Source organism: Flavobacterium pectinovorum, from assembly GCF_022802975.1.
Classification (GTDB): Bacteria; Bacteroidota; Bacteroidia; order Flavobacteriales; family Flavobacteriaceae; genus Flavobacterium; species Flavobacterium pectinovorum_B.
The window spans coordinates 1-24952 of sequence record NZ_JAFEVZ010000007.1 but is presented as its reverse complement, the minus strand read 5'-3'; the positions used below and the strand labels follow the sequence as shown (position 1 = coordinate 24952).

At 34.3% G+C, this 24952-nt stretch carries 17 protein-coding genes and 1 other RNA gene; 11 read left to right on the top strand and 7 right to left on the bottom strand.

Translation table 11 applies throughout. The annotated features are described in order from the left end of the window. Nucleotides 1-58: 58 nt before the first annotated feature. Both FLV_RS11625 and FLV_RS11620 read right to left on the bottom strand, forming a co-directional pair. Nucleotides 59-1309: a DEAD/DEAH box helicase gene (locus FLV_RS11625; RefSeq protein ID WP_243234012.1), complete on the bottom strand. Its 1251-nt coding sequence runs from the start codon at nt 1307-1309 to the stop codon at nt 59-61. A gap of 124 nt (nt 1310-1433) precedes the next feature. Continuing rightward, entirely contained in the window at nt 1434-2480 is a 1047-nt protein-coding gene (locus tag FLV_RS11620; protein ID WP_243234011.1) for a formimidoylglutamase, read from the bottom strand. Between the two features lie 96 nt (nt 2481-2576). Between FLV_RS11620 and FLV_RS11615 the strand changes: the two genes are divergently transcribed. Beyond that, nucleotides 2577-3455 (top strand): hypothetical protein, encoded by an 879-nt coding sequence (locus tag FLV_RS11615; protein ID WP_243234010.1) that lies wholly within the window; start codon nt 2577-2579, stop codon nt 3453-3455. Nucleotides 3456-3501: 46 nt separating this feature from the next. Here FLV_RS11615 and hutI read toward each other — a convergent pair whose 3' ends face one another. Further along, on the bottom strand, nt 3502-4740 hold the full coding sequence (gene hutI / locus FLV_RS11610) for an imidazolonepropionase (protein ID WP_243234009.1): 1239 nt from the start codon (nt 4738-4740) through the stop codon (nt 3502-3504). A gap of 123 nt (nt 4741-4863) precedes the next feature. Next, entirely contained in the window at nt 4864-5916 is a 1053-nt protein-coding gene (locus FLV_RS11605) for a glutaminyl-peptide cyclotransferase (RefSeq protein ID WP_243234008.1), read from the bottom strand. Nucleotides 5917-6004: 88 nt separating this feature from the next. On the opposite strand from FLV_RS11605, the gene ffs reads away from it, so the two are divergent. The 4 genes from ffs to fsa all read left to right on the top strand — a co-directional run bounded on the left by ffs (nt 6005) and on the right by fsa (nt 8950). Next, an RNA gene (gene ffs, locus FLV_RS11600) (signal recognition particle sRNA small type) lies at nt 6005-6102 on the top strand. 150 nt (nt 6103-6252) lie between these two features. Further along, nucleotides 6253-7056: an SDR family oxidoreductase gene (locus FLV_RS11595; protein WP_243234007.1), complete on the top strand. Its 804-nt coding sequence runs from the start codon at nt 6253-6255 to the stop codon at nt 7054-7056. Nucleotides 7057-7074: 18 nt separating this feature from the next. Further along, a complete protein-coding gene (locus FLV_RS11590) occupies nt 7075-8154 on the top strand; it encodes a hypothetical protein (RefSeq protein ID WP_243234006.1) in 1080 nt (359 codons plus the stop codon). A gap of 139 nt (nt 8155-8293) precedes the next feature. Continuing rightward, complete coding sequence (gene fsa, locus FLV_RS11585; protein WP_031457487.1) at nt 8294-8950, top strand: fructose-6-phosphate aldolase; 657 nt, start codon at nt 8294-8296, stop codon at nt 8948-8950. Nucleotides 8951-9033: 83 nt separating this feature from the next. Here fsa and FLV_RS11580 read toward each other — a convergent pair whose 3' ends face one another. The 3 genes from FLV_RS11580 to FLV_RS11570 all read right to left on the bottom strand — a co-directional run bounded on the left by FLV_RS11580 (nt 9034) and on the right by FLV_RS11570 (nt 12417). Next, nucleotides 9034-10503, bottom strand: coding sequence for an MFS transporter (locus FLV_RS11580; RefSeq protein WP_243234005.1), 1470 nt, complete (start codon nt 10501-10503; stop codon nt 9034-9036). Nucleotides 10504-10673: 170 nt separating this feature from the next. Next, complete coding sequence (locus FLV_RS11575; protein ID WP_243234004.1) at nt 10674-11375, bottom strand: LytR/AlgR family response regulator transcription factor; 702 nt, start codon at nt 11373-11375, stop codon at nt 10674-10676. Continuing rightward, nucleotides 11365-12417 carry a sensor histidine kinase gene (locus FLV_RS11570; RefSeq protein ID WP_243234003.1) on the bottom strand — a complete coding sequence of 351 codons (1053 nt, stop codon included), beginning with the start codon at nt 12415-12417 and terminating at the stop codon, nt 11365-11367. The genes FLV_RS11575 and FLV_RS11570 overlap by 11 nt, the downstream gene beginning before the upstream one ends. A 262-nt stretch (nt 12418-12679) precedes the next feature. On the opposite strand from FLV_RS11570, the gene FLV_RS11565 reads away from it, so the two are divergent. From FLV_RS11565 to FLV_RS11540, 6 genes are all read left to right on the top strand, one after another. Next, on the top strand, nt 12680-15871 hold the full coding sequence (locus FLV_RS11565) for a SusC/RagA family TonB-linked outer membrane protein (protein ID WP_243234002.1): 3192 nt from the start codon (nt 12680-12682) through the stop codon (nt 15869-15871). A gap of 13 nt (nt 15872-15884) precedes the next feature. Next, nucleotides 15885-17417 (top strand): SusD/RagB family nutrient-binding outer membrane lipoprotein, encoded by a 1533-nt coding sequence (locus FLV_RS11560; RefSeq protein WP_243234001.1) that lies wholly within the window; start codon nt 15885-15887, stop codon nt 17415-17417. 79 nt (nt 17418-17496) lie between these two features. Continuing rightward, nucleotides 17497-18522: a glycosyl hydrolase family 18 protein gene (locus tag FLV_RS11555; protein WP_243234000.1), complete on the top strand. Its 1026-nt coding sequence runs from the start codon at nt 17497-17499 to the stop codon at nt 18520-18522. A 254-nt stretch (nt 18523-18776) separates the two neighbouring features. Further along, nucleotides 18777-20714 carry a glucosamine-6-phosphate deaminase gene (gene nagB, locus FLV_RS11550; protein ID WP_243233999.1) on the top strand — a complete coding sequence of 646 codons (1938 nt, stop codon included), beginning with the start codon at nt 18777-18779 and terminating at the stop codon, nt 20712-20714. Between the two features lie 151 nt (nt 20715-20865). After that, nucleotides 20866-22929, top strand: coding sequence for a beta-N-acetylhexosaminidase (locus FLV_RS11545; RefSeq protein WP_243233998.1), 2064 nt, complete (start codon nt 20866-20868; stop codon nt 22927-22929). A gap of 694 nt (nt 22930-23623) precedes the next feature. Further along, nucleotides 23624-24394: a TlpA family protein disulfide reductase gene (locus FLV_RS11540; protein WP_243233997.1), complete on the top strand. Its 771-nt coding sequence runs from the start codon at nt 23624-23626 to the stop codon at nt 24392-24394. The last annotated feature ends 558 nt before the right edge of the window (nt 24395-24952 follow it).

Below are 24952 nucleotides of genomic sequence, written 5' to 3'. Positions count from 1 at the left end.
CTGACACTCATTTTTAATTTCATCCAATAGGTTAATGATAATAAACAAAAAACGCTGGTTAGTACCAGCGTTTTTTGTTTTGTTTAGAAGCATTAGACTTTCTCGATTTATGAGCACCACCGCTTCTGTTAGAATTTTTAGGTTTTTCAGCAGTTGCGTCAGGGCTTCCGGCATGCCATTGATAGGGATGATCGCTGATTGTTTTTACATCTACTTTGATTAATTTTTGAATGTCTTTCCAATATGGATGTTCGTCCTTACCGCAAAAAGATATTGCAATTCCGCCATTTCCTGCACGACCTGTACGTCCAATTCTATGTACGTAAGTTTCTGGAATGTTAGGCAAGTCAAAATTAATTACAAACGGCAGCTGATCAATATCAATTCCTCTTGCAGCAATATCAGTTGCAACCAATACACCAACTTCTTTATTTTTAAAAGCATCCAGAACACGTTGTCTTGCGTTTTGTGATTTGTCTCCGTGAATGGCTTCAGCCGGAATATCTTTTTTACGCAGTGCTTTAACAACATTGTCTGCTCCGTGTTTGGTTCTAGCAAAAACCAATACGTTTGATAATCCTTCAGTTTTTATTAAATGATATAGTAAATTTCTTTTTTCGGTTTTGTCTACAAAATAGATGCGTTGTTCTACATTTTCAGCAGTTGAAGAAACCGGAGATACTGTTACTGTTTCAGGATCTGTCAGAAACATTTCCGCCAGTTCACGAATTGCAATTGGCATAGTTGCCGAAAAGAATAATGTTTGTCTGTTTTTAGGAGTTAATTTCACGATTTTTTTTACATCGTTAACGAATCCCATATCCAGCATTTGATCTGCTTCGTCAAGAACTAAAACGTGCAAATGATCTAAATCAAGAAATCCTTGTTTTTGTAAATCTAAAAGCCTTCCCGGTGTGGCGACCAAAATATCTACGCCTTTTTTTAAGGTATCTACTTGCGGATTTTGTGAAACGCCTCCAAAAATAGTCAGCTGAGTCAAATTGGTGTATTTGGCGTAAGTATCAAAACTTTGTCCAATCTGAACAGCCAATTCGCGTGTTGGTGTAACTATAAGGGCACGAATTTGTTTTGCTTTTTTCGATGAGCCTACAATTCGGTGTAACTGATGTATAATCGGAATCGCAAATGCAGCTGTTTTTCCCGTACCGGTTTGTGCGCAGCCAATTAAATCCCTGCCAGCCAAAACAATAGGAATAGCCTGTTCCTGAATAGGGGTAGGATTTAGATAGCCTTCTTCAAATACGGCTTTTTGTATACTTTTTGAAAGTGATAAATCTTCGAATAACATATCTTAGGTATTAAGATTTTAGTTTTAAGTACTAAAATTCTGTGCAAAGATAGTTTTATTCGGTTAATCGTTTAATCGAATCTTGGTTTATTTGATAAATCTGCAATGGTAAGTTTTAAAATAGCTAAGAAATTATACTTTTTTCATTATTTGCTTTAATGAAATCAGTTATCAGATAGCCAATAAGTTTACCAATCAAATGATTATTTGGAGAGTTGTCCAGATCCGGTGCTCCTTCGCAAATATGCAGATAAGCCGCATTTTTATGTTGGCCGAAATAGGAAATGAACTGTCGCAATTGTTCAATTGAAAAACCGCTGATTGTCATGGCACTGCTGGCGATATTTGGAATGGCATCCAGATCAATTTCGATACCAAAAGAATCTGTTTTTATGAATTCAAGGGCAGAAATCATTTCGTTGTTAAAATCCTTTTCTTCACGTATGTTTATACTATCATACGTGTTATATCGCACACGGTCTTCAAGTTTTTTGATGATATCCAAAACACTTTTTGAAGTGTAATTTTCATGTAAACCAAAAATGAAATATTTTTTAAGAAAACCTTCTTCATAGGCATAAGAAAAACCGTTTCCGCTATGGCGCCCTTCCAAAATTCTAAAATCTGAATGCGCATCAAAGTTGATTGCATTTATAGGTTTTCCTTTGGCTAAAGCCGAACCTTTAATATTTCCGTACGCATTATTATGTCCTCCGCCAATTATGATAGGCGTTTTTCCGGCTTTAATGATATTAAAAATAATATGAGAAACTTCCTTGTCAATTTTTTCAACCAGCTGGCTTAGTTTTGAGCGGTCATCAATATCGTTGAAATCAAGGTTTTCAACTTCACGCATTTCTTGGGATACATTAATATTGCCTAAAACAATAATCTGGCTCCCTTTACAAAAACGATTATGCTGGATGTTTGCTATAGCTTTTAAAGCACTTTCCCATGCCGATGCAGCACCAGGACGTCCGTAATTTGCGCGTACCCCAATGTCTTCAGGAATGCCCAAAAGCACGTATTTAGCATCACTTTCTTTTAAAAAATCAAGTATGTCGATTCCTTTCGGAATAATGATCATTTTTTCTCCAAATTTTATTTCACCACTTCGGTGATTCGTGACTTTAGCTAAATCAGTAACAGTAAAAGGGATTAATTTATCCATAAAAAAAAATATTATCCAAAAATAATATAATTGTGGTAACTTACGTTATTAGCTTATATTAATTATTTAAATTTGTTTTTAAGAAAATTATTAAATATGGAAAACCCAAACAAAAACAATTCAAGTCTAAAGGCGGTAATCGCCGTTTTAGCAGTCCTACTAATTGGTAGTTTAGTATACATTTTTAAACTTTCGTCTGATTCAGATGTTGTGAAAACGGAACTTACCACAACATTAACAGAAAAAGAATCTGTAATGAAAGATCTTCAGGAACTGAAAGCGACTTACGATGCTGCTATTGCTGAAAATACTTCTATGTCAGATGAATTAATCCAGGAGAGAGACAAAGTTGTAGCTTTGATGGATGACTTAAATAAATCAAAAGGAGATGTTTCTAAATACAGATCACAAGTTCAGGGATTACAGACTAAAATGAAAACTTTGGTAGCTGAAAATGATGAATTAAAAAAACAAAATGGTGTTTTAACCGTTCAAAGAGACAGTACAATTGTTGTATTAGGAGAGTCTAAAAAATTCAATGAGGTTTTAGTTGGTCAAAACGAAGCTTTATCTAAAACAGTTGAAAAAGGGTCTAAATTATCTGTTTTAAATACAAAAACAGCAGCTTATAAATTGAGAAGTTCAGGTAAACAAATTGAAACAGATAAAGCAAGCCGTGCTGATGTTTTAAAAGTAAGTTTTACTATTGCTGAAAATCAAATTGCAAAGTCTGGAGACAAAACCTATTATGTACAGGTTATCGATAGCAAAAACAATGTACTAGGGGATAAAAAAACAGAAAGTTTTGGTGATAAGTCATTAACTTACAGTTTTAAAACGACGGTACAGTACGAAAATAAAACGGTAAATGTTTCTGAGGATTTACCAGGTAAAAATTTCGAAAAAGGAACTTACTTTATTAATGTTTTTGATAATGATGAGTTGGTTTCTAAAACTAGTTTTTCTTTAAGATAAAAAAATAAGAGAATAATAAAAAGAGGAGTTCAAAACTCCTCTTTTTTTATGCTAAAATTTTACCTTCAATAATTACACTTTCGATTAAGTTGCTTCCAAAAGCGTACGGGATCTGGTAATAAGAAGAAACGGGTTTGGTAATAATCAGATTGGCTTTTTTTCCTTTTGTAATGCTTCCGTGGGTTTCTGAAACTCCCATTGCATACGCACCGTTTATGGTGGCTGCGTTTATGGCTTCTTCGGGGGTCATTTTCATTTTGATGCAAGCTGTTGCTACAACAAAATTCATATTTCCGGAAGGAGTAGAACCAGGGTTGAAATCTGTTGCTAATGCTAACGGAAGTCCGGCTTTTATCATTTCTCTTGCCGGTGTGTAAGGAATGCTTAAAAAATAAGAACATGATGGTAAAGCAACCGGCATCGTTTCGGTATTTTTTAAAGCTTCAATGTCTTCCGGATTCATAATTTCAAGATGATCGACAGAAAGTGCTTTAAATTTGATTCCGGCCTGAATTCCGCCAATAGAGTTAAATTGATTCACATGGATTTTTGGCTTTAAGCTGTATTGAATTCCGGCTTCCATAATTTTTTCGGTTTCTTCCACAGAAAAATAACCGGTTTCGCAAAAAACATCGATATAATCTGCTAGTTTATTTTGGGCTATTTGAGGAAGCATTTTGGTTATGATTTCGTCAATGTAGCCTGCTTTGTTTTCTTTGTAATGGGTTGGAAAAGCATGAGCACCTAAAAAAGTTGCTTTTATCGAAATTGGATAATTTTCTGCCAGTTTTTTAATAACACGAAGCATTTTCAGTTCGCCATCAATTGTTAATCCGTAACCGGATTTTATTTCGACAGCTCCGGTTCCTAAATGCATTATTTCTTCAAGACGAAGTTTAGATTGCTCGTAGATTTCTTCTTCTGAGGTTTCGTTTATTTTTTTTGCAGAATTTAAGATTCCGCCGCCACGATTTGCGATTTCTTCATAAGTAAATCCGTTAATTCGGTCTACAAATTCCTGTTCGCGATTTCCTGCATACACGATATGTGTATGACTGTCACACCAGGTAGGTAAAACAATTTTTCCATTTGCGTCAATAATTTTGTCGGCCTTAATTTCAGGAAGATTTTCCATCAAACCAAAATCTTCAATAAGATTGTCTTTTAGAATTAAAAAAGCATTTTTTAGAGTAGGTAGAATGGCCATTTCGGCTCCTGAAACTTTTGATACATGAGTTTCGCGAACTTGCAACAGTTCTTTTATATTGGTGATAAGAGTAATCATTTTTATGAGTGTTATATAAAAACAAATTTGCTTCGCCTATTGCCTACAGTCGAGTCACAAATTATCACGGAATAATTCGTGATAATTTGTGAAATTCGTGTTTTGGATTATTTTGGGAGTGATTTATTCTGAAACGGTTATCTCGAACATTTTATCCCAGTTTTTGCCTGTTACAAAAATAGTTTTAGTTTTAGGATTGTAAGCAATTCCATTAAGAACGTCGTCTGTTGTTGTTCCGGTAGTTAATTTTCTAAGACCGGACAGATCAAGAATTCCTTCTACAGCGCCAGATTCTGGATTTACAACTGCAATAGCGTCTTTAAACCAAACGTTAGTATAGATTTTTCCGTTAATCCATTCCAGTTCATTAACAGCTTTAATTTTAGAAGTTCCTGAATATACATTTATATAATCTATCATTTTTTGAGTTGATGGGTCAACTTTCCAGATTTTTTCAGTACCATCAGTTTGATAGATGTGTTTTCCATCGTTTGTCATTCCCCAGCCTTCAATTTGTTTCTCGTAATCAAAAGTTTTTTCAAGCTTTAATGTTTTGGCATCATAAATAAACCCTTTTTTGTTTTTATAAGTTAACTGAAATAATTTACCGTTTATGAATGTAATGCCTTCTCCAAAATATTTTGAATCCAAATCAATTTTTTTGAAAACTTTACCTGTTTTATAATCGTATTTTTTGATAAATGAAGCTCCTTCCTGGCCCGTACTTTCATATAAAGTATCATTGTAGAACTCCAATCCTTCTGTAAAATCTTTTTTGTCATGAGGAAAAGTATTTACGATTTTATACTTCAATAATTTAGGATTAATGTTTGAAACCAATTCAACTCTTTTTGTAGCATCAGATGAATCTCCTCCAAAGTAAACAGTTGCTTTTAGGTATTGATACCCTAATTTTTGATCTTTTAATTCAAATTTGAATTTTTCAGAACCTTTCGTACTTCCCACTTTTTTGTCGTTTACAAAGTAGGCAATGCTGTCGATTTCTTTTGATTTTGGATTTAAAACAGCGATAGAAATGGCTTCCTGAGGCAGAAAATGTGCCGGAAAAGCGGCATCATCAATATTAAATAAAGAATTTTCACCTTTATTTTTATCTCCACATCCAATTAATGTGATTCCTAATAAAATGGCAGTTAGGAAGTTATGTTTTTTCATAGTTTAAAATTTGAATAGTCCAATATACAACGATATTTTTATAGCAACAAAGCTCTTGCAAAAATATAAAAAGATTGTATATTTGCACCGGCAAGTCCTACACGACCAGCTCCTGCAGACTCCCCCAGGATGGGAACATAGCAAGGGTACGTGGTTGAGCGGTGCGATGTAGGTCGCTTGCCATTTTTTATTTTTAGAATTTATACAAAAGTAGTCTTCCTTCGGGAGGATTTTTTTATTTTTGGACCTTTCGTATTGTTAGAAGTTAAATGTTAGAAGTAAAAAGATTTCACTACATCAAACTCATAACTCATAATTTATAACTCAAAACTCAAAATGAACAAAGTCATTTTAATTACCGGAGGATCCTCAGGGATTGGAAAATCAATTGGAGAATTTTTACATCAAAAAGGTTTCGTGGTTTATGGAACAAGCCGAAATCCTGAGAAAGTTGTAAACTCTATTTTTCCGCTTGTGGCTCTGGATGTTCGAAATGCTGAATCTATCCAGGCTGCTGTTGCCAAAATTATTGAAATTTCGGGACGATTGGATGTCGTAATTAATAATGCTGGTGTTGGAATTACAGGACCTTTAGAAGAAATTCCGATGGAGGAAATCAAGAATAATTTTGAAACTAATTTTTTTGGGCCAATTGAAGTGATGAAAGCAGTTTTACCACAAATGCGTGAACAAAAATCAGGTTTAATTATCAATATTACGTCGATAGCAGCTTATATGGGATTGCCATATCGCAGTGTTTATTCAGCATCAAAAGGAGCTTTGGAGCTGATTACAGAAGCCTTGCGAATGGAAGTAAAACAATTTGGAATTGAGATTACCAATGTTGCACCGGGTGATTTTGCTACCAATATTGCTTCGGGACGTTATCATGCCCCGGTTGTAAAAGGTTCGGCTTATGAAAAAGTTTATGGCGATACACTTGCAACAATGAATGAACATGTTGATGCCGGAAGCAATCCGAATGAAATGGCTGAAGCGGTTTATAAAATTATGCAGGAAAAGAGCCCAAAAGTGCATTATAAAGTGGGCGTTTTTATGCAGAAGTTTTCTATTGTTCTAAAACGGGCACTTCCGGATAAAGTTTATGAAAAGATGTTGATGAATCATTACAAATTGTAAAAAATATTAAACCCCAAAATGAAATACCTTTTACTACTTGCTACTATTGCTTTTTGTTCCTGTTCTCCAAAAATAAGAACTTCTGTTTCTGAAAAACATGAAAAATTAAATGAAACTGACAAAGTTGTTGTTTTCAATGACAAATCTGAACTTCCCTCAAGCTATAGTAAAATTGGGAGTACTAAAATTGGAGACACTGGTTTTACTGTCAATTGTGATTTAGTAACTGTACTTGAAAAGGCAAAAATTGAAGCTCAAAAAAGTGGTGCGAATGCATTATTAATTACAGAACATTTATATCCAAGTGTTTTTGGCAGTTCTTGTCATCGAATTACTGCAGATTTGTTGCGAATTGAAAATACGACAAATTATATTCAACCTGAAATTGCAAAAGATTCTGTTAAATCAACTAACAATTCGAAAGTAGTTTCAAATAATGCTGTAGTATATGGTCCGGTTTATTATGGTAATTCTAAAACTTCAAAATTTCTATTATTGGCAAATGTGGCACAAAGTTTCCGGGTTGCTTCCTCTCCTGATGGATTAAATTCAGAACAAAAAGAGTATTTGAAAAAATTGAAATCGGGATTGAGTTACGATATAAGTGCTTATTATCTTAAGGATGAGAGGACTGGTTTTGGTTTAAAATATAATGCTTATAAATCTTCTGGAATTCTTAGAAATCAGCAGGTTACTTTGGATGATGGAACCATATATCAAGGAGATTTTAGTGATGATATAACAATTTCATTTATTGGTGCTTCGTTTATATTGACAGAAGGTCAGAATTCAAGAACAGGTGAGGCTAATCTTGAACTAGCACTTGGGTATATGGCGTATCAAAATAAATCTACTATAATTGGGAGTCCATTAAAAATAACGGGTGGCAATTTGGGTATGATTGGTGGAATGGGGTATCATTTTAGAATAACGCCTCGCTTTTTAGTAGGTCCACAGGTTAATTTTGCGGGAGGTGTTTTAAAAAAATTAAAGTATAAATATGCCGATGGCAATACCGAAACGATTAAGCTTGATAAAGAAGAATTTGAAAATTTATGGAGAATTGATTTGGCTATTGGTGCTAAATTTAGATTCTAAGTTGTAATTTTGTGCCGAATTTGCGTGAGGGGGTGAAGCGGCATCCTTTTTGTTTTTTCTTTAAAAACAAAAAGATACAGCGGAACACCCGACCCTTGGGGCACGCTCAAATTATGAACACAATTAAATAAATATAATTATGAAATTTTTTATTGATACAGCTAATTTAGCTCAGATTAAAGAAGCACAGGCATTAGGTGTTTTGGATGGTGTAACAACAAATCCGTCTTTGATGGCAAAAGAGGGTATTACAGGAAAGAACAACATTTTGAAACATTATGTTGATATCTGTAATCTTGTTGATGGAGATGTAAGTGCTGAAGTAAATGCGCTGGATTTTGAAGGAATGGTGAAAGAAGGTGAAGAATTAGCTGATTTACATGAGCAAATTGTAGTGAAATTGCCAATGACTAAAGAAGGAGTTATGGCTGCAAAATATTTCTCTGATAAAGGAATTAAAACTAACGTAACACTTGTTTTTTCTGCAGGTCAGGCTTTATTGGCTGCCAAAGCGGGAGCAACTTATGTTTCGCCTTTTATTGGACGTTTGGATGATGTTTCTACAGATGGTCTGAACTTGATTCAGGAAATTAGAGAAATCTATGATAACTATGGGTATGAGACACAAATTTTAGCGGCTTCTGTTCGTCATACGATGCATATTGTAAACTGTGCTAAAATTGGTGCAGATGTTATGACAGGACCTCTTTCTGCCATTTATGGTTTGTTGAAACATCCTTTAACAGATATCGGATTGGCTCAGTTTGTAGCTGATTTTGAGAAAGGTAATAAATAAACGATAGACCGTTTAAACTTTTATAATAGAAAAGTCCCGTATTGCAAATGTAATACGGGACTTTCTTTATATGGGGTGATGGTTTAGTGACCTCCGCCACCGCCTTCTACGTGATTAATACCTTGTCTTTTTAATATTTTAGGGCAGTAGTAGCCGTAAAAACCTAAGTAGGCAAAACCTAAAAGCGGTACAATGTAAGAGAAATGTGTCCATGAAATTCCGAATATTCCTCCTGGATTTGTAACATCAAAGTCACAGATACTTCCCTGAATTAATGGGATAACTCCTCCTCCAAGAATCATCATAATCAGGAATGAAGATGCTTTACCAGTGTTTTTGCCTAAACCTGCAATCGCCAAATCGAAAATAGAAGGCCACATAATAGATAAAAACAGACCTCCGGAGATAAAGAAAAATTTAGCAATTTGCGGATCTGGCCAAACCAATCCTGCCAACATCATTAATACACCTGATATTCCGAAAAGCATTAATGTTTTTCCTGCATTTTTACCTCCCACAAAACATACCGCTATAAATAATAAAATCCAGATTGGGTAAATGTAGAATGAAGAAACATCATGGGCTGCAAAAATATTAGCTCCAATGATTACTCCAAATGCTATAGCCGGAACAATAAATTTAAGAGCCGTGTTTACCAGATTTGATGTGTTGAAAACGTTTACTCCTCCGTTCCAGCGTCCAATCATCAAACTTCCCCAATAAAGCGCAATAAATGGAGCAATGGCATCTTCTAAAACATTTCCAAATTCTGCGGTATGTAATAAAGCCGGTAAATTACTAATGATGGTTACCTCCGTTCCAACATAAATAAAGATACCTAACATTCCTAAGTATAACTGCGGATAGTCTAAAATATTGAATTTTTCATGAGCGTGTTTAATTACTGCTTCTTCCTCTTTTACAGGATCTTCAATTTTAGAAAAGTTCATAAAAATGGCCACAACAATAAAAGCAAGTCCTAAGATGATAAAAGGCAATTTAATGTCCTCTAATGAAAGGGATGTTTTTTTGTTATCTCCCATTCCAAATAAAGCTATTCCTAATAAGATTGCCCCAATAGTGGTTCCGAAAGAATTGATTCCTCCTGCCAATGTTAGACGGTGTGCTCCGGTTGCCGGACTTCCCATTTTAATTGCTAACGGATTGGCAACAATTTGTTGAATAGAAAATCCTAAACCAACAGTAAATAAAGCGGTTAGAAAAAAAGTAAAACTTTGCATTGTAGCTGCAGGAACAAATAAAAATGAACCAACAGCTGAAAGAATTAAACCGGCTGAAAGTGTTTTTTTGTATCCAAATTTCTGTAAAACATCTAATTTGAGAGATACCAAAAAGAAGATTATTGATCCCACAAAATAAGCGGCATAAAATGCCCAGGCAACTAATTGTGACTGAACCTGTGATAAAGTGAATACTTTTTTGAATACCGGGATCAGGATGTCATTGGCGGAGCCAACAAAACCCCAAAAGAAGAAGACAATTATCAACGAAATAAATTGCCCCCACTTGGTTTGTACATTTTCTGAATTCATAGTGTAATAAAGTTTTTTTAGTTTTTTTTAAAGTAGTTTAAGCCGTAAATATATTTGTTACGATTATCAAAAAAAAATAAAAAAGCATAAAAAAAGCAGAAATTATACAAACAACACAATTTATTCAACAATGTGTTATTATTTTAAGAATTACTATATCGATTTAGTGATTATTCCAAAATTTTATTTTTCACATCTTTGCTGTAGTTTCTTCCTATTGGAATCGTGTAAGATAGGATTTGAATTCTGTTTCCTTCAAGTGATTTAACCTTATTAAGTGCAATTACATACGATTTATGAATGCGGAGAAATTTATCACCGGGCAGCTCCTCAGATAAAGAAGTAAGTGATTTGTGAGTAATGTAAGTTTTATCTGGAGTAACGACTTTGATGTACTCTTTCATTCCTTCAACAAATAAAATTTCTTCAATATTAATTTTCATCATTTTTTTATCAACTTTAATAAAAATATGTGCATCTCCTTTGGAGACTTCAGCTTTAATATTGTTTTTTAAATTGTATTCTGTTGTAATTTTATTAATACACTTAATGAATCTTGGCAGCGGAATTGGTTTCACCAGATAATCTAAAACATCAAGATCATAGCTTTCGGCGGCAAATTCCCTAAAAGCGGTTGTAATGATGACTTTTGTTTTGTTTTCGATTAAACTGATTAATTCAAAACCAGTCATCATAGGCATGTTGATGTCTAAAAAAACGGCATCGACAGGTGTACTGTTTATAAAATCTAGTGCTTCTAAAGAATTATTGAACGTGCCTATAACCTCAAAGTCGGGAAAATTGGTAAAGTAATTTTGTAAAACTTTAATAGCTAAAGGTTCATCGTCGATTAATAAGCATTTAATCTTCATTATGAATAGGTATTTGCAAACTTATTATATAGTAATTTAGCTTTGTTTTATATTCAAGGCTAAAATTATTTTTGTAAATTAATTTTAATCTTTTCTTGGTATTCACTAAACCGATACCGCCTTTAGGATTATTTTTTTGTGAAATTACAAAATTATTAAGGATTTCAAAATGCAGCATTTTATGGTCAATAATTTTGCAGTTTATTTTTATCTTCAGATTTTGATTGTTTAATCCTCCGTGTTTAAAGGCATTTTCAACCAACGAAATAAAAATTAAAGGCGGCACTTTAATATCTTCAATATTGGATTCCAGGTTAATGGCAACTTCAACGTTTTGAAAACGAAGTTTTTCAATTTCGATATAATTCTGGATATAATCAATTTCTTTTATCAAAGGTACATGCTTGGTTCCTTTTACATCATACAAAACATATTCCATCAGGTTTGATAATTTAATGATTACATCCGGAACTTTATCGGAAGACTCCAGGGATAATGCATATAAATTATTTAATGTATTAAAGAAAAAGTGAGGCTGTATCTGATTTTCGAGATATTTAAGTTTTATTTTAAATTGATTTTCCCTCAATGATCTGTTTCTTTCTCTTTCTCGCAGCCATGTTAATGTAAGGTAAACAGATGATGCCATTGCCAGAACATACAATTCGCCAATACATACTGCAAGGATGTGATTGACGTCAAAAGGGTGATATTCACGATTTGCCTCCGGCCAGATATTTTCGGAAATAATATAATAGGTCAGCGCTGTTTTGAGTAAATAGACAGCAAAAAGACTAATTAATAAGGCAATAGTATACTTAATGTATTGCTGTTTTAGTACATAGCGGCGAACTAAAATAAAAAGATTGAAATAGACTAAAGGTATATGAAGCGAAAATTCAATCAGATTTGATTTAAACGAATAATCATAATCATTAAAGTAGGCTCCCCATCTTAAAAAATTCAGGGTAAAATAACTTCCCCAAAACCAGATATGATTTCGAAGTTTAATGTCAAAGTTTAATTTTTGAATTTCACTCAATTTAACAATGTATTAGGGATATTGTGACTGTTTAAATTATAATGCAACTTTAAACAATTACTTGGTGAAACACAATTTTTTTGAATAAAATTTTATATAATTAGGTAAACAATGTATAATTTTATTAAAATAACGTTTTCGTAAAACGGATTATTGATTGTTTTATGTCGTTGGTTTAAAGTTTGAAGCAGTTGGTATAAATTATTTTTTTTAACAATACCTTAAGAATAAATTTACCCCATAACTAACAAAATAAGTAAACATGAAAAAATTTTTATTAATCTTTATGATTGTTTTTACAGCGCAGGTTTCGCTTGCTCAGGTAAAAAATGTCAAGGGTTTGATTACAGATTCTGATGGGATGCCGTTACCAGGAGCATCTGTTGCTGTGCAGGGAGGACAAAAAGGTGCTACTACCGATTTTGACGGTTTGTACACTATTGAAGCACAAAACGGACAAACATTAGTTTTTAGCTATGTAGGTCTTGAAACACAAAAAATTGTTGTTGGTGATGCTGCTGCAATTAATGTGAAAATGAAATTAGCGGCTTCAAATGCCTTAAATGAAGTAGTTGTTACGGCATTAGGTATTAAAAGACAAAAGAAAGAACTAGGGTATGCAGTTCAGGATCTTAAAGGGGATCAATTAAACAAAGTTATTACTACAAACGTAGCTACTGCACTTTCCGGAAAGGTTGCCGGTGTTGATGTTTCGATTCCGGCCACAGGAGTAGGTGGATCAACAAGAGTCGTTATTAGAGGTATTTCGAGTATTGGCGAAAGCAATCAGCCGCTGTACATTGTAGATGGGGTTCCTATTGATAACTCTGGTTTGAATAATGATACGGCTGCTAACAGTAAATGGTTTGACGGAAGAGATAACGGTGACGGGATTTCAAGTATTAATCCAAACAATATTGAAAGCTTAACTGTACTTAAAGGAGCTGCTGCTGCTGCATTATACGGATCTCGAGCTTTAAATGGTGTTATTTTGATTACAACTAAAAAAGGGAGCAAAGGTAAATTGCAGGTTGAACTTACAAGCGGTGTAAGTTTTGATAGGGTAGATGCTAAGTATGCTGACTATCAGAATGAATATGGTTCCGGAACAAATGGGACTTTACCGGATCCAACAAAAGGTCCTAATGAAATATATAATTATACTACTAGTGCATGGGGACCTAAGTTCTCAGAAAGTGTGGGACAGCAGATAAAAATATTTGATGGTTCTATGAAGCCTTATGCCAGAGTAGATAATAATATTCAGGATTTTTTCAAAACAGGAGTAACGCTTACAAACGGAATCTCATTATCAGCAGGAAGCGACAATGCTTTTGTTCGTTTTGGATATAACAACCTGACCAATGATGATGTTATTCCGGAATCCGGTTTAGAAAGAAACGATGCAAGTTTAAATGGAACTATAAAATCAGATAAATTTACTTTGGCAGCAAACGTAAATTATATGGTTGAAAATACACAGAACAGACCGGGATTGGGAGATTCACCAAATAATGTTGGTTATTCATTGAGTTCATTAGCGCCAAGTTTCGATCAGGCATGGTTAAAAAATTATAAAAATGATGAAACAGGTCAAATTTATCCATGGAATACTAATGTCTATCAATTAAACCCATATTTTACTACACAGGAAAATCATAACTCATCTGTAAAAAACCGTTTTATAGGAAATGTTACCGGAACTTATAAAATAAAAAACTGGGTAGGATTGACTTTTAGAACTGGTTTGGATAGCTATGCTTTCAGTTCTAAAGATTTTATGGAAGCAGGAAGTACATGGCCGGGAAGAGACGAAGGATATTTAGGATTGGAGAATATAAATGTTTCAGAGATGAACACTGATATTATTGCTACTTTCAGCGATATAAAATTAGCTACTGACCTTACTTTTTCAGGAATTTTAGGTACTGGAAGAAGAGATTTTAAAAGAGAACAAAATTCAAGATTTGGTACTAAAATTATTGAGCCGGGTACAGAATATATCAGTAATTTTGTGAACCAGACTGAAAATGCTCCTGTCGTAACCAGAACCAGAACAAACTCGGTTTACGGTTCTGCAAAATTTGATTACAAAGGATATTTATATGCTGAGTTTACAGGAAGAAATGACTGGTTTAGTGTTATTAACAAAGATGCTTTTTATCCTGCAGCTTCGTTAGGTTTTATATTTTCTGATGCTTTTGGTATTCAAAACGATGCATTCAGCTATGGTAAATTCAGAGCTTCATGGGCTCAGGTTTCAAATGCTCCGGGAGCGTATAAAAATGCACTAAATTATACTACTTTTTCATCTTATGACGGACAGAGTGTTGTTAATATTAAAAACTCTGCAGCGCCAAATGCTAATTTGACTTATCAGTCTAAAACAGGAGTTGAGTTTGGTGTTGAAACTGCATTCTTTAAAAACAGATTAAAAGCTGATATTACAGTTTATCGTGAAGATACTGCTGACCAAACACTTGACTTAGCTTCATCTGCTACATCCGGATACGAATTTCTATCAGTAAATGCCGGACAATTAAGAAATGAAGGTATAGAGATTTTCTTATCAGGTACTCCAATTAAAACAAATAATTTTGAATGGGGAATTGATTTGAACTTCGCAAAAAACAAAAACTCAATTATATCTTTACATCCGGATATTAATACGTATGCTATTTCTGAAGCTCGTTGGGCAGGAGCCGCTATCGTAGCTCAGGTTGGAGGTCAGTATGGAACTATCATCGGAAAAGATTTTCTAAGAACTCCTTCAGGAGAGAAAATTGTAGACGCAAACGGTATGCCTTTGTTTACAGATTCTAAAGTAAATTTAGGAAAAGGACTTCCTGACTGGTCTGCCGGTTTAACCAACAGATTTTCTTATAAAGGTATAACGCTTCAGTTTTTAATTGATATGAAATTTGGAATGGATGTGTATTCTATGACAAATTCATTAGCAGCACAAAAAGGACTTTTAGATGTAACTACAGAGGGTAGAGATGCTTATAACGCAGCAAGAGCAGATGCTGTAACAAATGATCCTGCTTTTAATGAAGCAACATGGATTCCTACGGCTGGTTATATAGCACAAGGTGTTGTAAATACAGGAACTGCAGCTAATCCTGTATACGTGCAAAATACTAAACCTGTAAATCCTCAGGATTATTGGACTACGGTTTTCAATAATACACCAGCACCATTTATTTATGATGCTTCTTACGTGAAATTAAGAGAAGTAAGTTTAGGCTATACGATACCAAAAAGCGTTTTTAGCGGAGCAAAAATTAGCTCAATTTATGTATCTGCATTCGCAAGAAACTTATTGACTTTTAATAAAGATTTACCAAACGTTGACCCGGAATCTATGTACACTTCTGGAAATGGTCAAGGATTTGAATATGGTTCATTACCATTCAGACAATCGTATGGTTTTAATATTAAAGTTGCATTCTAAAAAAAAAGAAATTATGAAATTTAAACAAATAATACTAGCCATAGCCATATTGTTAACCACAGTTGGCTGTACCGAAAATTTTGATGAACTGGAGAAAGACCCGGTAGCCTTGTCTGCAAATCCTGCAGGTCAGCTTACCTTTACCCAATTGTGTATGTCTGGTGACGGATACTATCAATGGAGAACTAACTTAATTTATTCAGGCGGATTTGTACAGCATTATTCAGGTGCGTGGAATCAAACAGAATATGGTAACAAATTCAAGAAACAGGATGACTATGCAACAGCAATCTGGAGAAACGGTTATGCTAATGAGTTGAAAAATGTTGTGGATATTTTGGATAAAACCAGTGGTAATCCGGCTATGGTAAACATGAATGCTGTAGCAAAAATCATGAAAGTAATGGTAGCTCATCGTTTGACAGATCTTTATGGAGATATTCCTTATTCTCAAGCGGGATTAGGATTTTCACAAGGAATTGTAACACCAAAATATGATACACAAGAAGAAGTCTACATGGCCTTTTTCAGTCAGTTAGATGAAGCTTACAACCAGTTAAATGCCGGTGGTGGTATTGTTAAGGGAGATTTGTTTTACAATGGTGATATTTCAAAATGGAAAAAACTGGCTAATACGCTAAGGCTACGTTTAGGAATGAGACTTTCTGAAGTAAAACCTGCAGAAGCAGAAAAGCAGGTAAAAGCAGCTTTACAAAATGGTGTTTTTGAAAGTAACCTTGACAATTGTGTGATGAAACACTTAGATGCTACTTTTAACGATAATCCTGCTTCTATTGATTTTAGAGGAAATGGTTTAGCTTATGCAATGGTAGGTAATGAACACGGAGATCATTTCAGTTCATTAGTAATAGATTATTTGAGAGATAATGGAGATCCTAGACTAACGATGCTCGCAACTCCTAAAGCAACATCTGCATTACCCGGAAAAGGTGGACAGCCTGTTCAGTCAGGAGAAAAATTATATGAAGGAGTTAGACCAGGACTTTTTCAATATCAGGCTCCAGGAGGGGCAACTGCAACTTCAGGAATTCAGTCTTATTTTAAGCAAAAAACAACACCTTATCTGCATGTAAGTTATTCGGAAACACAATTATTATTGGCAGAAGCTGCTCACAGAGGATGGGTAACAGGAACTTCTGCTGCTGAATATTACAAAAAAGGAGTTGAAGCTGGTATCAAACAATTGGCAATTTATAACGCACCTCTACCATCTCAGACTGATATTGATGCTTATTTAAATGCTAAGCCATTGGTTGCAGGAACAGAAAAAGAGCAAATTGGGACTCAGCTTTGGATTACATACATATTCAACAGTATAGAAGCTTACTCAAACCAGAGAAGATCAGGATTTCCTCAATTGCTTCCAATAACAAATCCAGATTCTGAAACAGGTGGTGTTATGCCAAAACGTTTGTATTATCCAAATGATGAGATGCAGAAAAATGAAGCAAATTATTTGGAGGCATTATCAAGAATGGGAGGAACAAATGACTGGCTGAATAAAGTTTGGTGGGATGCAAACTAAAAAATAATTCCAAAGTTATGCCTAATAAGGTGTTATTTTCATTCTAATTAAATTAAAAAACAATTTTAAATTAAAAATAATGATAAAAAATAAAGCCTTATTAGGCATCCTTTTTTTTATTGGTTCACTTTTTTCCTCTTACAGCTGCTCTAAGGGCAACGATGCAGAAATTGATAATTCAAAAACTAAAACGGCCAGGGTTGTAGGATATTTGTCAATAGATAATTTTGGTAAAATCAGCTCCATACAATTTTGTAAGCTGACGCATCTTAATCTGTCATTTGCAAATCCGGATAACACGGGTAATTTAATTTTTGATGGTGATATTGATGCGGTAATTAAACATGTAAGAGCTATAAATCCCAATATTAAAATATGTGTATCTATTGCCGGTGGAGTTATCTCGGCAGAACAGGCTGCTAATTGGTCGTTGCTTATTGATAAGCCGGAAAACAGACCTGCTTTTATAAAAAAAATAATAGATTTTGTTGAAGTTCATAAACTGGATGGTGTTGATGTAGATCTGGAATGGGATGCGGTAACTATAGGTTACAGTGGTTTTGTTATTGAACTAAAAAATGCCATAAAAAGCAAAAACAAACTCATAACGGCAGCTTTACCAAATAACACCCGTTTTGTAAATATAAACAATGAAGCTCTCAATGCTTTTGATTTTATCAATATCATGGCGTATGACATGACAGGACCATGGGCACCTAATAAGCCGGGTCAGCATAGTTCTTTTAATGATGCTAAACTAGGAATCGAATTTTGGAATGAAATGCAAAATGTCCCAAAAGAAAAACTGACACTTGGAGTTCCTTTTTATGGTTATAATTTTACAGATCCTGTTGCTACCAGTGCAACTTACGCACAAATTATTGCAGTAGGCAGTCAATTTGCAGAGCTGGATGAATTGGGTAAAATTTATTATAACGGAAGACCAACTATTGAGCAAAAAGTGCAACTGGCTTCAGAAACGACTGGCGGAATAATGATTTGGGAAATTGCCCAGGATTCATTTGATCAGTATTCCTTATTGGATGTCATTCATAAAAAATATACAAAACTGGGGTTTGTCACTTCTGATTTATGTGGTAACTAAAAGTATTGTAAAACAGGTGAATTTTTAAGGGCTAGAAGTTCCTTTTATTGTACAAAAACGTGTTATTGACTGAATAGTGCTGTTCGTTTAAAAGTTTGAGCAGTTTGTATAAATAATTTTTTTGAGGAGTCCTTTAAAAATAAATTTGCAGAAAAGAATATAAGTTGGGATTAGTAATTTTTTAAGTTTTTGTAAATTAATTAATTACATGTAAGTCTTGCTTTTATATATAATATTATCAAAAAAGAAAAAAAATGAAAAGTGCTTTAGAAATAAAACCTGATATCAGCTATAAAAGTGCAGGAAAATTTGAAGAAACCAGATTTGAGAAAATCCACAATGAAATCTTCAAAAGTTCAGCAGAAGCTTCATTAATTGTAGCGCAGGAAATCGCTCAGTTAATTAGATCTAAACAAGAAAAAAATAAATCTTGTGTTTTAGGTCTGGCAACAGGTTCTTCTCCTATAAAAGTATATGAGGAATTAGTGAGAATGCACAGAGAAGAAGGATTAAGTTTTAGAAATGTAATCACTTTTAATCTGGATGAATATTATCCAATGTCAAAGGAGAATAATCAGAGCTATCACTATTTCATGCATCAGCATCTTTTTAATCATATTGATATCGATCCGGAGAATGTTAATATTCCTGATGGTACCGTTGCAATTGATGAGTTGAATCAATATTGTATCGACTATGAAATGAATATCAAACAAGCCGGAGGCCTTGATTTTCAATTATTAGGTATCGGACGTACAGGTCACGTGGGCTTCAATGAACCGGGATCGCACATTAACTCCGGAACCAGAATTATTACACTGGATCATATTACAAGGGTAGATGCTTCATCTGACTTTAATGGTATAGACAACGTTCCAAAAAGAGCAATTACCATGGGAGTTTCGACCATTATGAGATCGAAGAGAATTGTACTAATGGCCTGGGGACAAAACAAAGCAGATATCATCAAGAGAACCATTCAGGGTGATATCAGTTCTGAAGTTCCTGCCACATTTTTACAAAATCATCCTAATGCAACTTTCGTTTTAGATCAGTCTGCAGCGGTAGAATTGACGCGTTTCAAAACGCCTTGGTTAGTTGGAGAATGTATCTGGACACAGGAATTAAAAAGCAAAGCGATTGTTTGGTTGTGCCAAAAAACAAAACAGTCGATTTTAAAATTAACAGACCGTGATTACAACAACAACGGAATGTCTGATCTTCTCGCACAGGAAGGTTCTGCGTACGATTTGAATATTAACATGTTCAACGTATTGCAGCATACTATTACAGGATGGCCTGGAGGAAAACCTAATACAGATGATTCTCATCGTCCGGAAAGAGCCAATCCTGCAAAAAAACGAGTGATTCTTTTTAGTCCGCATCCTGATGATGATGTGATTTCTATGGGAGGAACTTTTTCAAAATTAATCAAACAGGGGCATGATGTACACGTTGTATATCAAACCTCAGGAAATATAGCGGTTACAGACGATGAAGCACTAAAATTTGCTGAAGTATGTAACGATTTTGTTGGAGATATTGATGCTAAAATTAATTTCAAATCAGTTATTAAATTTTTGAACAACAAATCTGAAGATCAGGTAGATTCACTGGAAGTTCGAAAATTAAAAGGACTGATTCGCAGAAGGGAATCGTATGCTGCAACAAGATACATCGGACTAAAAGATGAAAACACCCACTTTTTAGATCTTCCCTTTTATGAAACCGGACAGGTAAAGAAAAACCCGCTGGGTCCTGAAGATATTGCTATTGTAAAGGATATTATTGCCAAAATAAAACCGCATCAGGTATTTGCTGCAGGAGATTTGGCAGATCCGCACGGAACACATGAGGTTTGTCTGAATGCCATATTTGCAGCTTTAAAGCAATTAAAATCAGAACCCTATATGGATGACTGCTGGTTATGGCTGTACAGAGGTGCCTGGCACGAATGGGACATTCACGAAATTGACATGGCCGTTCCGCTTTCTCCATCTGAAGTATTATTGAAGCGTCATGCGATTTTATATCACCAGTCTCAAAAAGACAGGGTGATGTTCCAGGGAAATGACTCCAGAGAATTTTGGGTTAGGGCAGAAGACCGAAATAAAAATACTGCCATTCTGTACGATGAATTAGGTTTGGCAGAATACGAAGCTATTGAGGCTTTCAAACGTTTTGATTACTAAGATTATTTTTAGGATTTGATTTATAGCGAATCAAATTACCAAATTCAGATTGATTTCATACTGATAGTGAGGATCAATAGAGAGATCATTCTGGATTTTTTATCTATTTATTAATGTTGTCTCAGGATAACCATTTTTCAAGCGCCATAAAATGAAATATATACTAGTCCTACTATTAGCAGGTTTAACTTCTAGTGCTCAGATTAAAAAAGAGCAGCTAAATCTTATGCCCTGGCCGCAAAACATTGTTTTAAATGATGGAAGTTTTACTTTGAGTAAAAATTTTAAAGTAAATATTACCGGCAATCCAAATCCGAGAATTTTTGGAGGGGTAACTCGTTTTTTACGCCGTTTAGATGGCAGAACAGGTCTTTTTTTCGGACAGGATTTTGTTACAAAACTAAACGAAGTTCCAACAGCAGAACTTCAGATAAACTGTACTAAAAGCGGAAAAATTGGTTTGTATGAAGACGAAAGTTACCATTTAGATATCAAACAAAACAAAATTACAATAGAAGCAACTAGCGATCTGGGAGCTTTACATGGTCTTGAAACGTTATTGCAGCTGTTGCAGAATGATAGTAAATCATTTTATTTTCCGAAAGCACAAATTTCAGATTTTCCAAGATTTACATGGAGAGGTCTGATGATTGATGCTGCAAGACATTTTCAGCCGGTAGACGTAATCAAAAGAAATCTTGACGGATTAGCGGCTATGAAAATGAATGTTTTTCACTGGCATTTAGTAGATGATCAGGGCTGGAGAATCGAAATGAAGAAACATCCAAAACTAATTGAACTGGCTTCGGATGGAATGTATTACACGCAGGAAGAAATTAGAAATATCGTAAAATATGCTGATGAACGCGGTATTTTGATCGTTCCGGAAATTGATGTTCCGGGTCACGGAACCGCGATATTGACAGCTTATCCTGAAATAGGAAGTAAAGTGATCGCATTAAAAGGCGGAGCAGAAAAAAACATTCAGGGCACAGCAATTGTAACCTATACTGTCGAAAGAAATGCGGGTATTTTTACACCTACATTAGATCCTACAAATCCTAAGACATATCAATTATTAAGCGAAATCTTTGATGAGGTTTGCCCATTGTTTCCCGGGGATTATTTTCACATTGGAGGAGATGAAAATGAAGGGAAAGACTGGGATGCAAACCCTAAAATTCAGGAATTTAAAAAGAAAAATAAGTTAGCCACCAACCACGAACTGCAGACTTATTTTACCATGCAATTGGTTCCGATGCTTAAAAAACACGGAAAACAATTAATGGGCTGGGAAGAAATTTTAACCAAAAACCTTTCGAAAGAAGCAATCGTTCATTCGTGGAGAGGACCAAATGAAGGTGTTCTGCCGGGCCAGTCTTTAGCAGAAGCAGTAAAAAAAGGATACAAAACAGTATTGTCAAACGGATATTATATCGATTTGATGTATCCAATTGAAAGCCATTATTTAACTGACCCAATGCCGAAAGGAGTTGAATTTACAACTGAAGAAAAAGCAAGGATTTTAGGAGGAGAAGCCCCGATGTGGACAGAGTTGGCGACACCGGAAACAATAGATTCCAGAATTTGGCCAAGAACGGCAGCAATTGCAGAAAGGCTTTGGTCAGCCGAAAATATTACAGATGTTGCCGATATGCGCAGACGCCTTGAAACCGTTTCGTTCCGATTAGAAGAATTGGGTTTAACGCACATTCGTAACAAAGATGTGATTTTAAGAAATATTGCAAACAACCAAAATGTAAAATCTCTTAGCGAATTCTCAAATGTTTGCGAACCGCTAAAAGGATATACACGAAACAAAGACGGAACCGAATATCAAACGTATTCACCGTTTACACTTTTTGCAGATGCCTGCACGCCGGATGCAAAAGATGCATTGGCATTTGATGATGCCGTAAAACAATATTTGGCAAGTAAAACACCTGAAAACAAAGCAAAAGTTACCACATTTTTAAACAAATGGATTGCCGTATATAAAGAATTAAATGACTTAAGTGCCAACGCACCTTTAGTACAGCCAATTCTGCCTTTGGCTAAAAAATTAAGCGATGTGTCACAAGAATTGTTATTGGTTTTAGATAATAAATCAACTTTAAAATCAGCAGATTTAAAAAGTTTAATCGAGCAATGCAATACAAAAGATCATGCCGATGTTGAGCTGGCAGTCTATGCAAGCCTTAAAAAATTAATATAAAGTTTGAGTTAGTAAAGTAGTTTAAGTGAAGTTGTGTTAATTGGTACTAAATCTCTGCCGGCAACAAATCCGGTAGAGATACTTTTAGACCAGTTAATAAGTTGAATGTTTTAAAAGTAAGGAAATAAAAAATTGGGTAGGTTAAAATTGAGTTTGGTTATTTATTTTTTAATCTGATTTTCATTTCCAAAATGTATCGATTTTAGGTAATTTGTTATTTGGTTTTTGCTTAGAGGAGAGCATTCTAAACCTGGCAAGTAATTGTCAGGTTTTTTTTGTTTAAGTTTTTAGGAGCTGTTTACTTCGTCAGTTCGCTATCGCTCGTGTCCTGCTCTCCGCTTAATCTTTTATGGCTCCCGATAGCTATCGGGATCGCCATAAAAGGATACCGCTTCGATCAGGGCTAGGGCTTTAGGTTTCATAACAATCATTTACAAAGATTTAAATAATCTTGTCATTTCGACGAAGGAGAAATCACTGAGGGAGAGCAACCAACTTTTGTCGAGCTGCTAGCGTGATTTCTCCTTCGTCGAAATGACAAAAATGAGAAGGACTTAATTTTACGACTTTTGAGTTTTTTTGAAATTAACTTCTAATTCAAAAATCACAATAAAAAATCTGTCTAAATCTCCAAAATCTGCGTAAAAAACTAATTTTTAAGTACTTTTGACTCCTAAATTATTTAATAAAATCCATGAAGAAATTCATCAGTCTGTTGCCACTTCTTTTTATTTTTTCTCTAAGTTTCTCCCAAAATAAATTTGGAACTCCTGAAGTCGATCCTGTTCAAATTCAGAAAACGTTTAGTGATTGGTCGGCTTATAACAAAAAGATAATCTTATCCGAAGATTTTACCGCTCTGGATTCTCAATCAAAAGAAATCTCAAAAAAAGCATTTTTGAATGCCCTGACAAACGAAAATTTTATACCAATCCGATTAAAATCAGCTGATTCGGTTTATTATTACAAGCTGTTTAAAATCCTTCCAAAATCAGATACCAGTATCAAAGCAACCATTAATCAGGAAGCTTTTGATGCCTTAAAAAATTACGAGATGGAAGGAAAGCCTTTTCCCGAATTCACTTTTAATGATTTAGAAGGAAATACAGTTACAAATGAATCCATGAAAGGCAAAATCATCGTAATCAAATGCTGGTACATTCATTGCGCAGCCTGTATCAAAGAATTCCCCCAGGTCAACGCATTAGTCTCCAAATACAAAGACCGAAAAGACATCGTTTTTATAAGTCTTGCCGAAGATACACCGGAACAATTGAAAACATTTTTAGCAAGGAAACCGCTTTCGTATTCGGTTGTTCCAAACATGAAAGGTTATATGAATGAAAAACTGGATTTGAATGCTTTTCCAACACATTTTATTTTGGATAAAGAAGGGTTAATCAAAAAAGTAGTTTCTAATTTCGAAAGCTTAGAAGTTGCGTTGGAGAAAGAAAGTAAATTGTGAAATTTTAAACCATATAAGCTCATATAAGAGATTATAAGTTTCGTTTGATGAAGTTGCAGATTGCTGATTTTGCGTAATTTTTAGAACTTTAAAATTATAAGTTTCGTTTTTAAATGAACTTATATTACTTAGTATGGAGGGAAAAATCATTTTAAACCATATAGGCTCATATTAAGAGATTATAAGTTTCGTTTGATGAAGTTGCAGATTGCTGATTTTGCGTAATTTTTAGAACTTTAAAATTATAAGTTTCGTTTTTAAATGAACTTATATTACTTATATGTAGGGAAAAATCATTTTAAACTATATAGGCTCATATTATGAGATTATAAGTTTCGTTTGATGAAGTTGCAGATTGCTGATTTTGCGTAATTTTTAGAACTTTAAAATTATAAGCTCTGTTTTAAATGAACTTATATTACTTATATGGTGGAAAAATCATTTTAAACCATATAGGCTCATATTAAGAGATTATAAGTTTCGTTTGATGAAGTTGCAGATTGCTGATTTTGCGTAATTTTTAGAACTTTAAAATTATAAGTTTCGTTTTTAAATGAA

Bases quoted from the DNA above. Each gene is read 5' to 3' on its own strand.
- FLV_RS11625 (WP_243234012.1), bottom strand. From the start codon at position 1,309: ATGTTATTCGAAGATTTATCACTTTCAAAAAGTATACAAAAAGCCGTA.
- FLV_RS11620 (WP_243234011.1), bottom strand. From the start codon at position 2,480: ATGGATAAATTAATCCCTTTTACTGTTACTGATTTAGCTAAAGTCACG.
- FLV_RS11615 (WP_243234010.1), top strand. From the start codon at position 2,577: ATGGAAAACCCAAACAAAAACAATTCAAGTCTAAAGGCGGTAATCGCC.
- hutI (WP_243234009.1), bottom strand. From the start codon at position 4,740: ATGATTACTCTTATCACCAATATAAAAGAACTGTTGCAAGTTCGCGAA.
- FLV_RS11605 (WP_243234008.1), bottom strand. From the start codon at position 5,916: ATGAAAAAACATAACTTCCTAACTGCCATTTTATTAGGAATCACATTA.
- FLV_RS11595 (WP_243234007.1), top strand. From the start codon at position 6,253: ATGAACAAAGTCATTTTAATTACCGGAGGATCCTCAGGGATTGGAAAA.
- FLV_RS11590 (WP_243234006.1), top strand. From the start codon at position 7,075: ATGAAATACCTTTTACTACTTGCTACTATTGCTTTTTGTTCCTGTTCT.
- fsa (WP_031457487.1), top strand. From the start codon at position 8,294: ATGAAATTTTTTATTGATACAGCTAATTTAGCTCAGATTAAAGAAGCA.
- FLV_RS11580 (WP_243234005.1), bottom strand. From the start codon at position 10,503: ATGAATTCAGAAAATGTACAAACCAAGTGGGGGCAATTTATTTCGTTG.
- FLV_RS11575 (WP_243234004.1), bottom strand. From the start codon at position 11,375: ATGAAGATTAAATGCTTATTAATCGACGATGAACCTTTAGCTATTAAA.
- FLV_RS11565 (WP_243234002.1), top strand. From the start codon at position 12,680: ATGAAAAAATTTTTATTAATCTTTATGATTGTTTTTACAGCGCAGGTT.
- FLV_RS11560 (WP_243234001.1), top strand. From the start codon at position 15,885: ATGAAATTTAAACAAATAATACTAGCCATAGCCATATTGTTAACCACA.
- FLV_RS11555 (WP_243234000.1), top strand. From the start codon at position 17,497: ATGATAAAAAATAAAGCCTTATTAGGCATCCTTTTTTTTATTGGTTCA.
- nagB (WP_243233999.1), top strand. From the start codon at position 18,777: ATGAAAAGTGCTTTAGAAATAAAACCTGATATCAGCTATAAAAGTGCA.
- FLV_RS11545 (WP_243233998.1), top strand. From the start codon at position 20,866: ATGAAATATATACTAGTCCTACTATTAGCAGGTTTAACTTCTAGTGCT.
- FLV_RS11540 (WP_243233997.1), top strand. From the start codon at position 23,624: ATGAAGAAATTCATCAGTCTGTTGCCACTTCTTTTTATTTTTTCTCTA.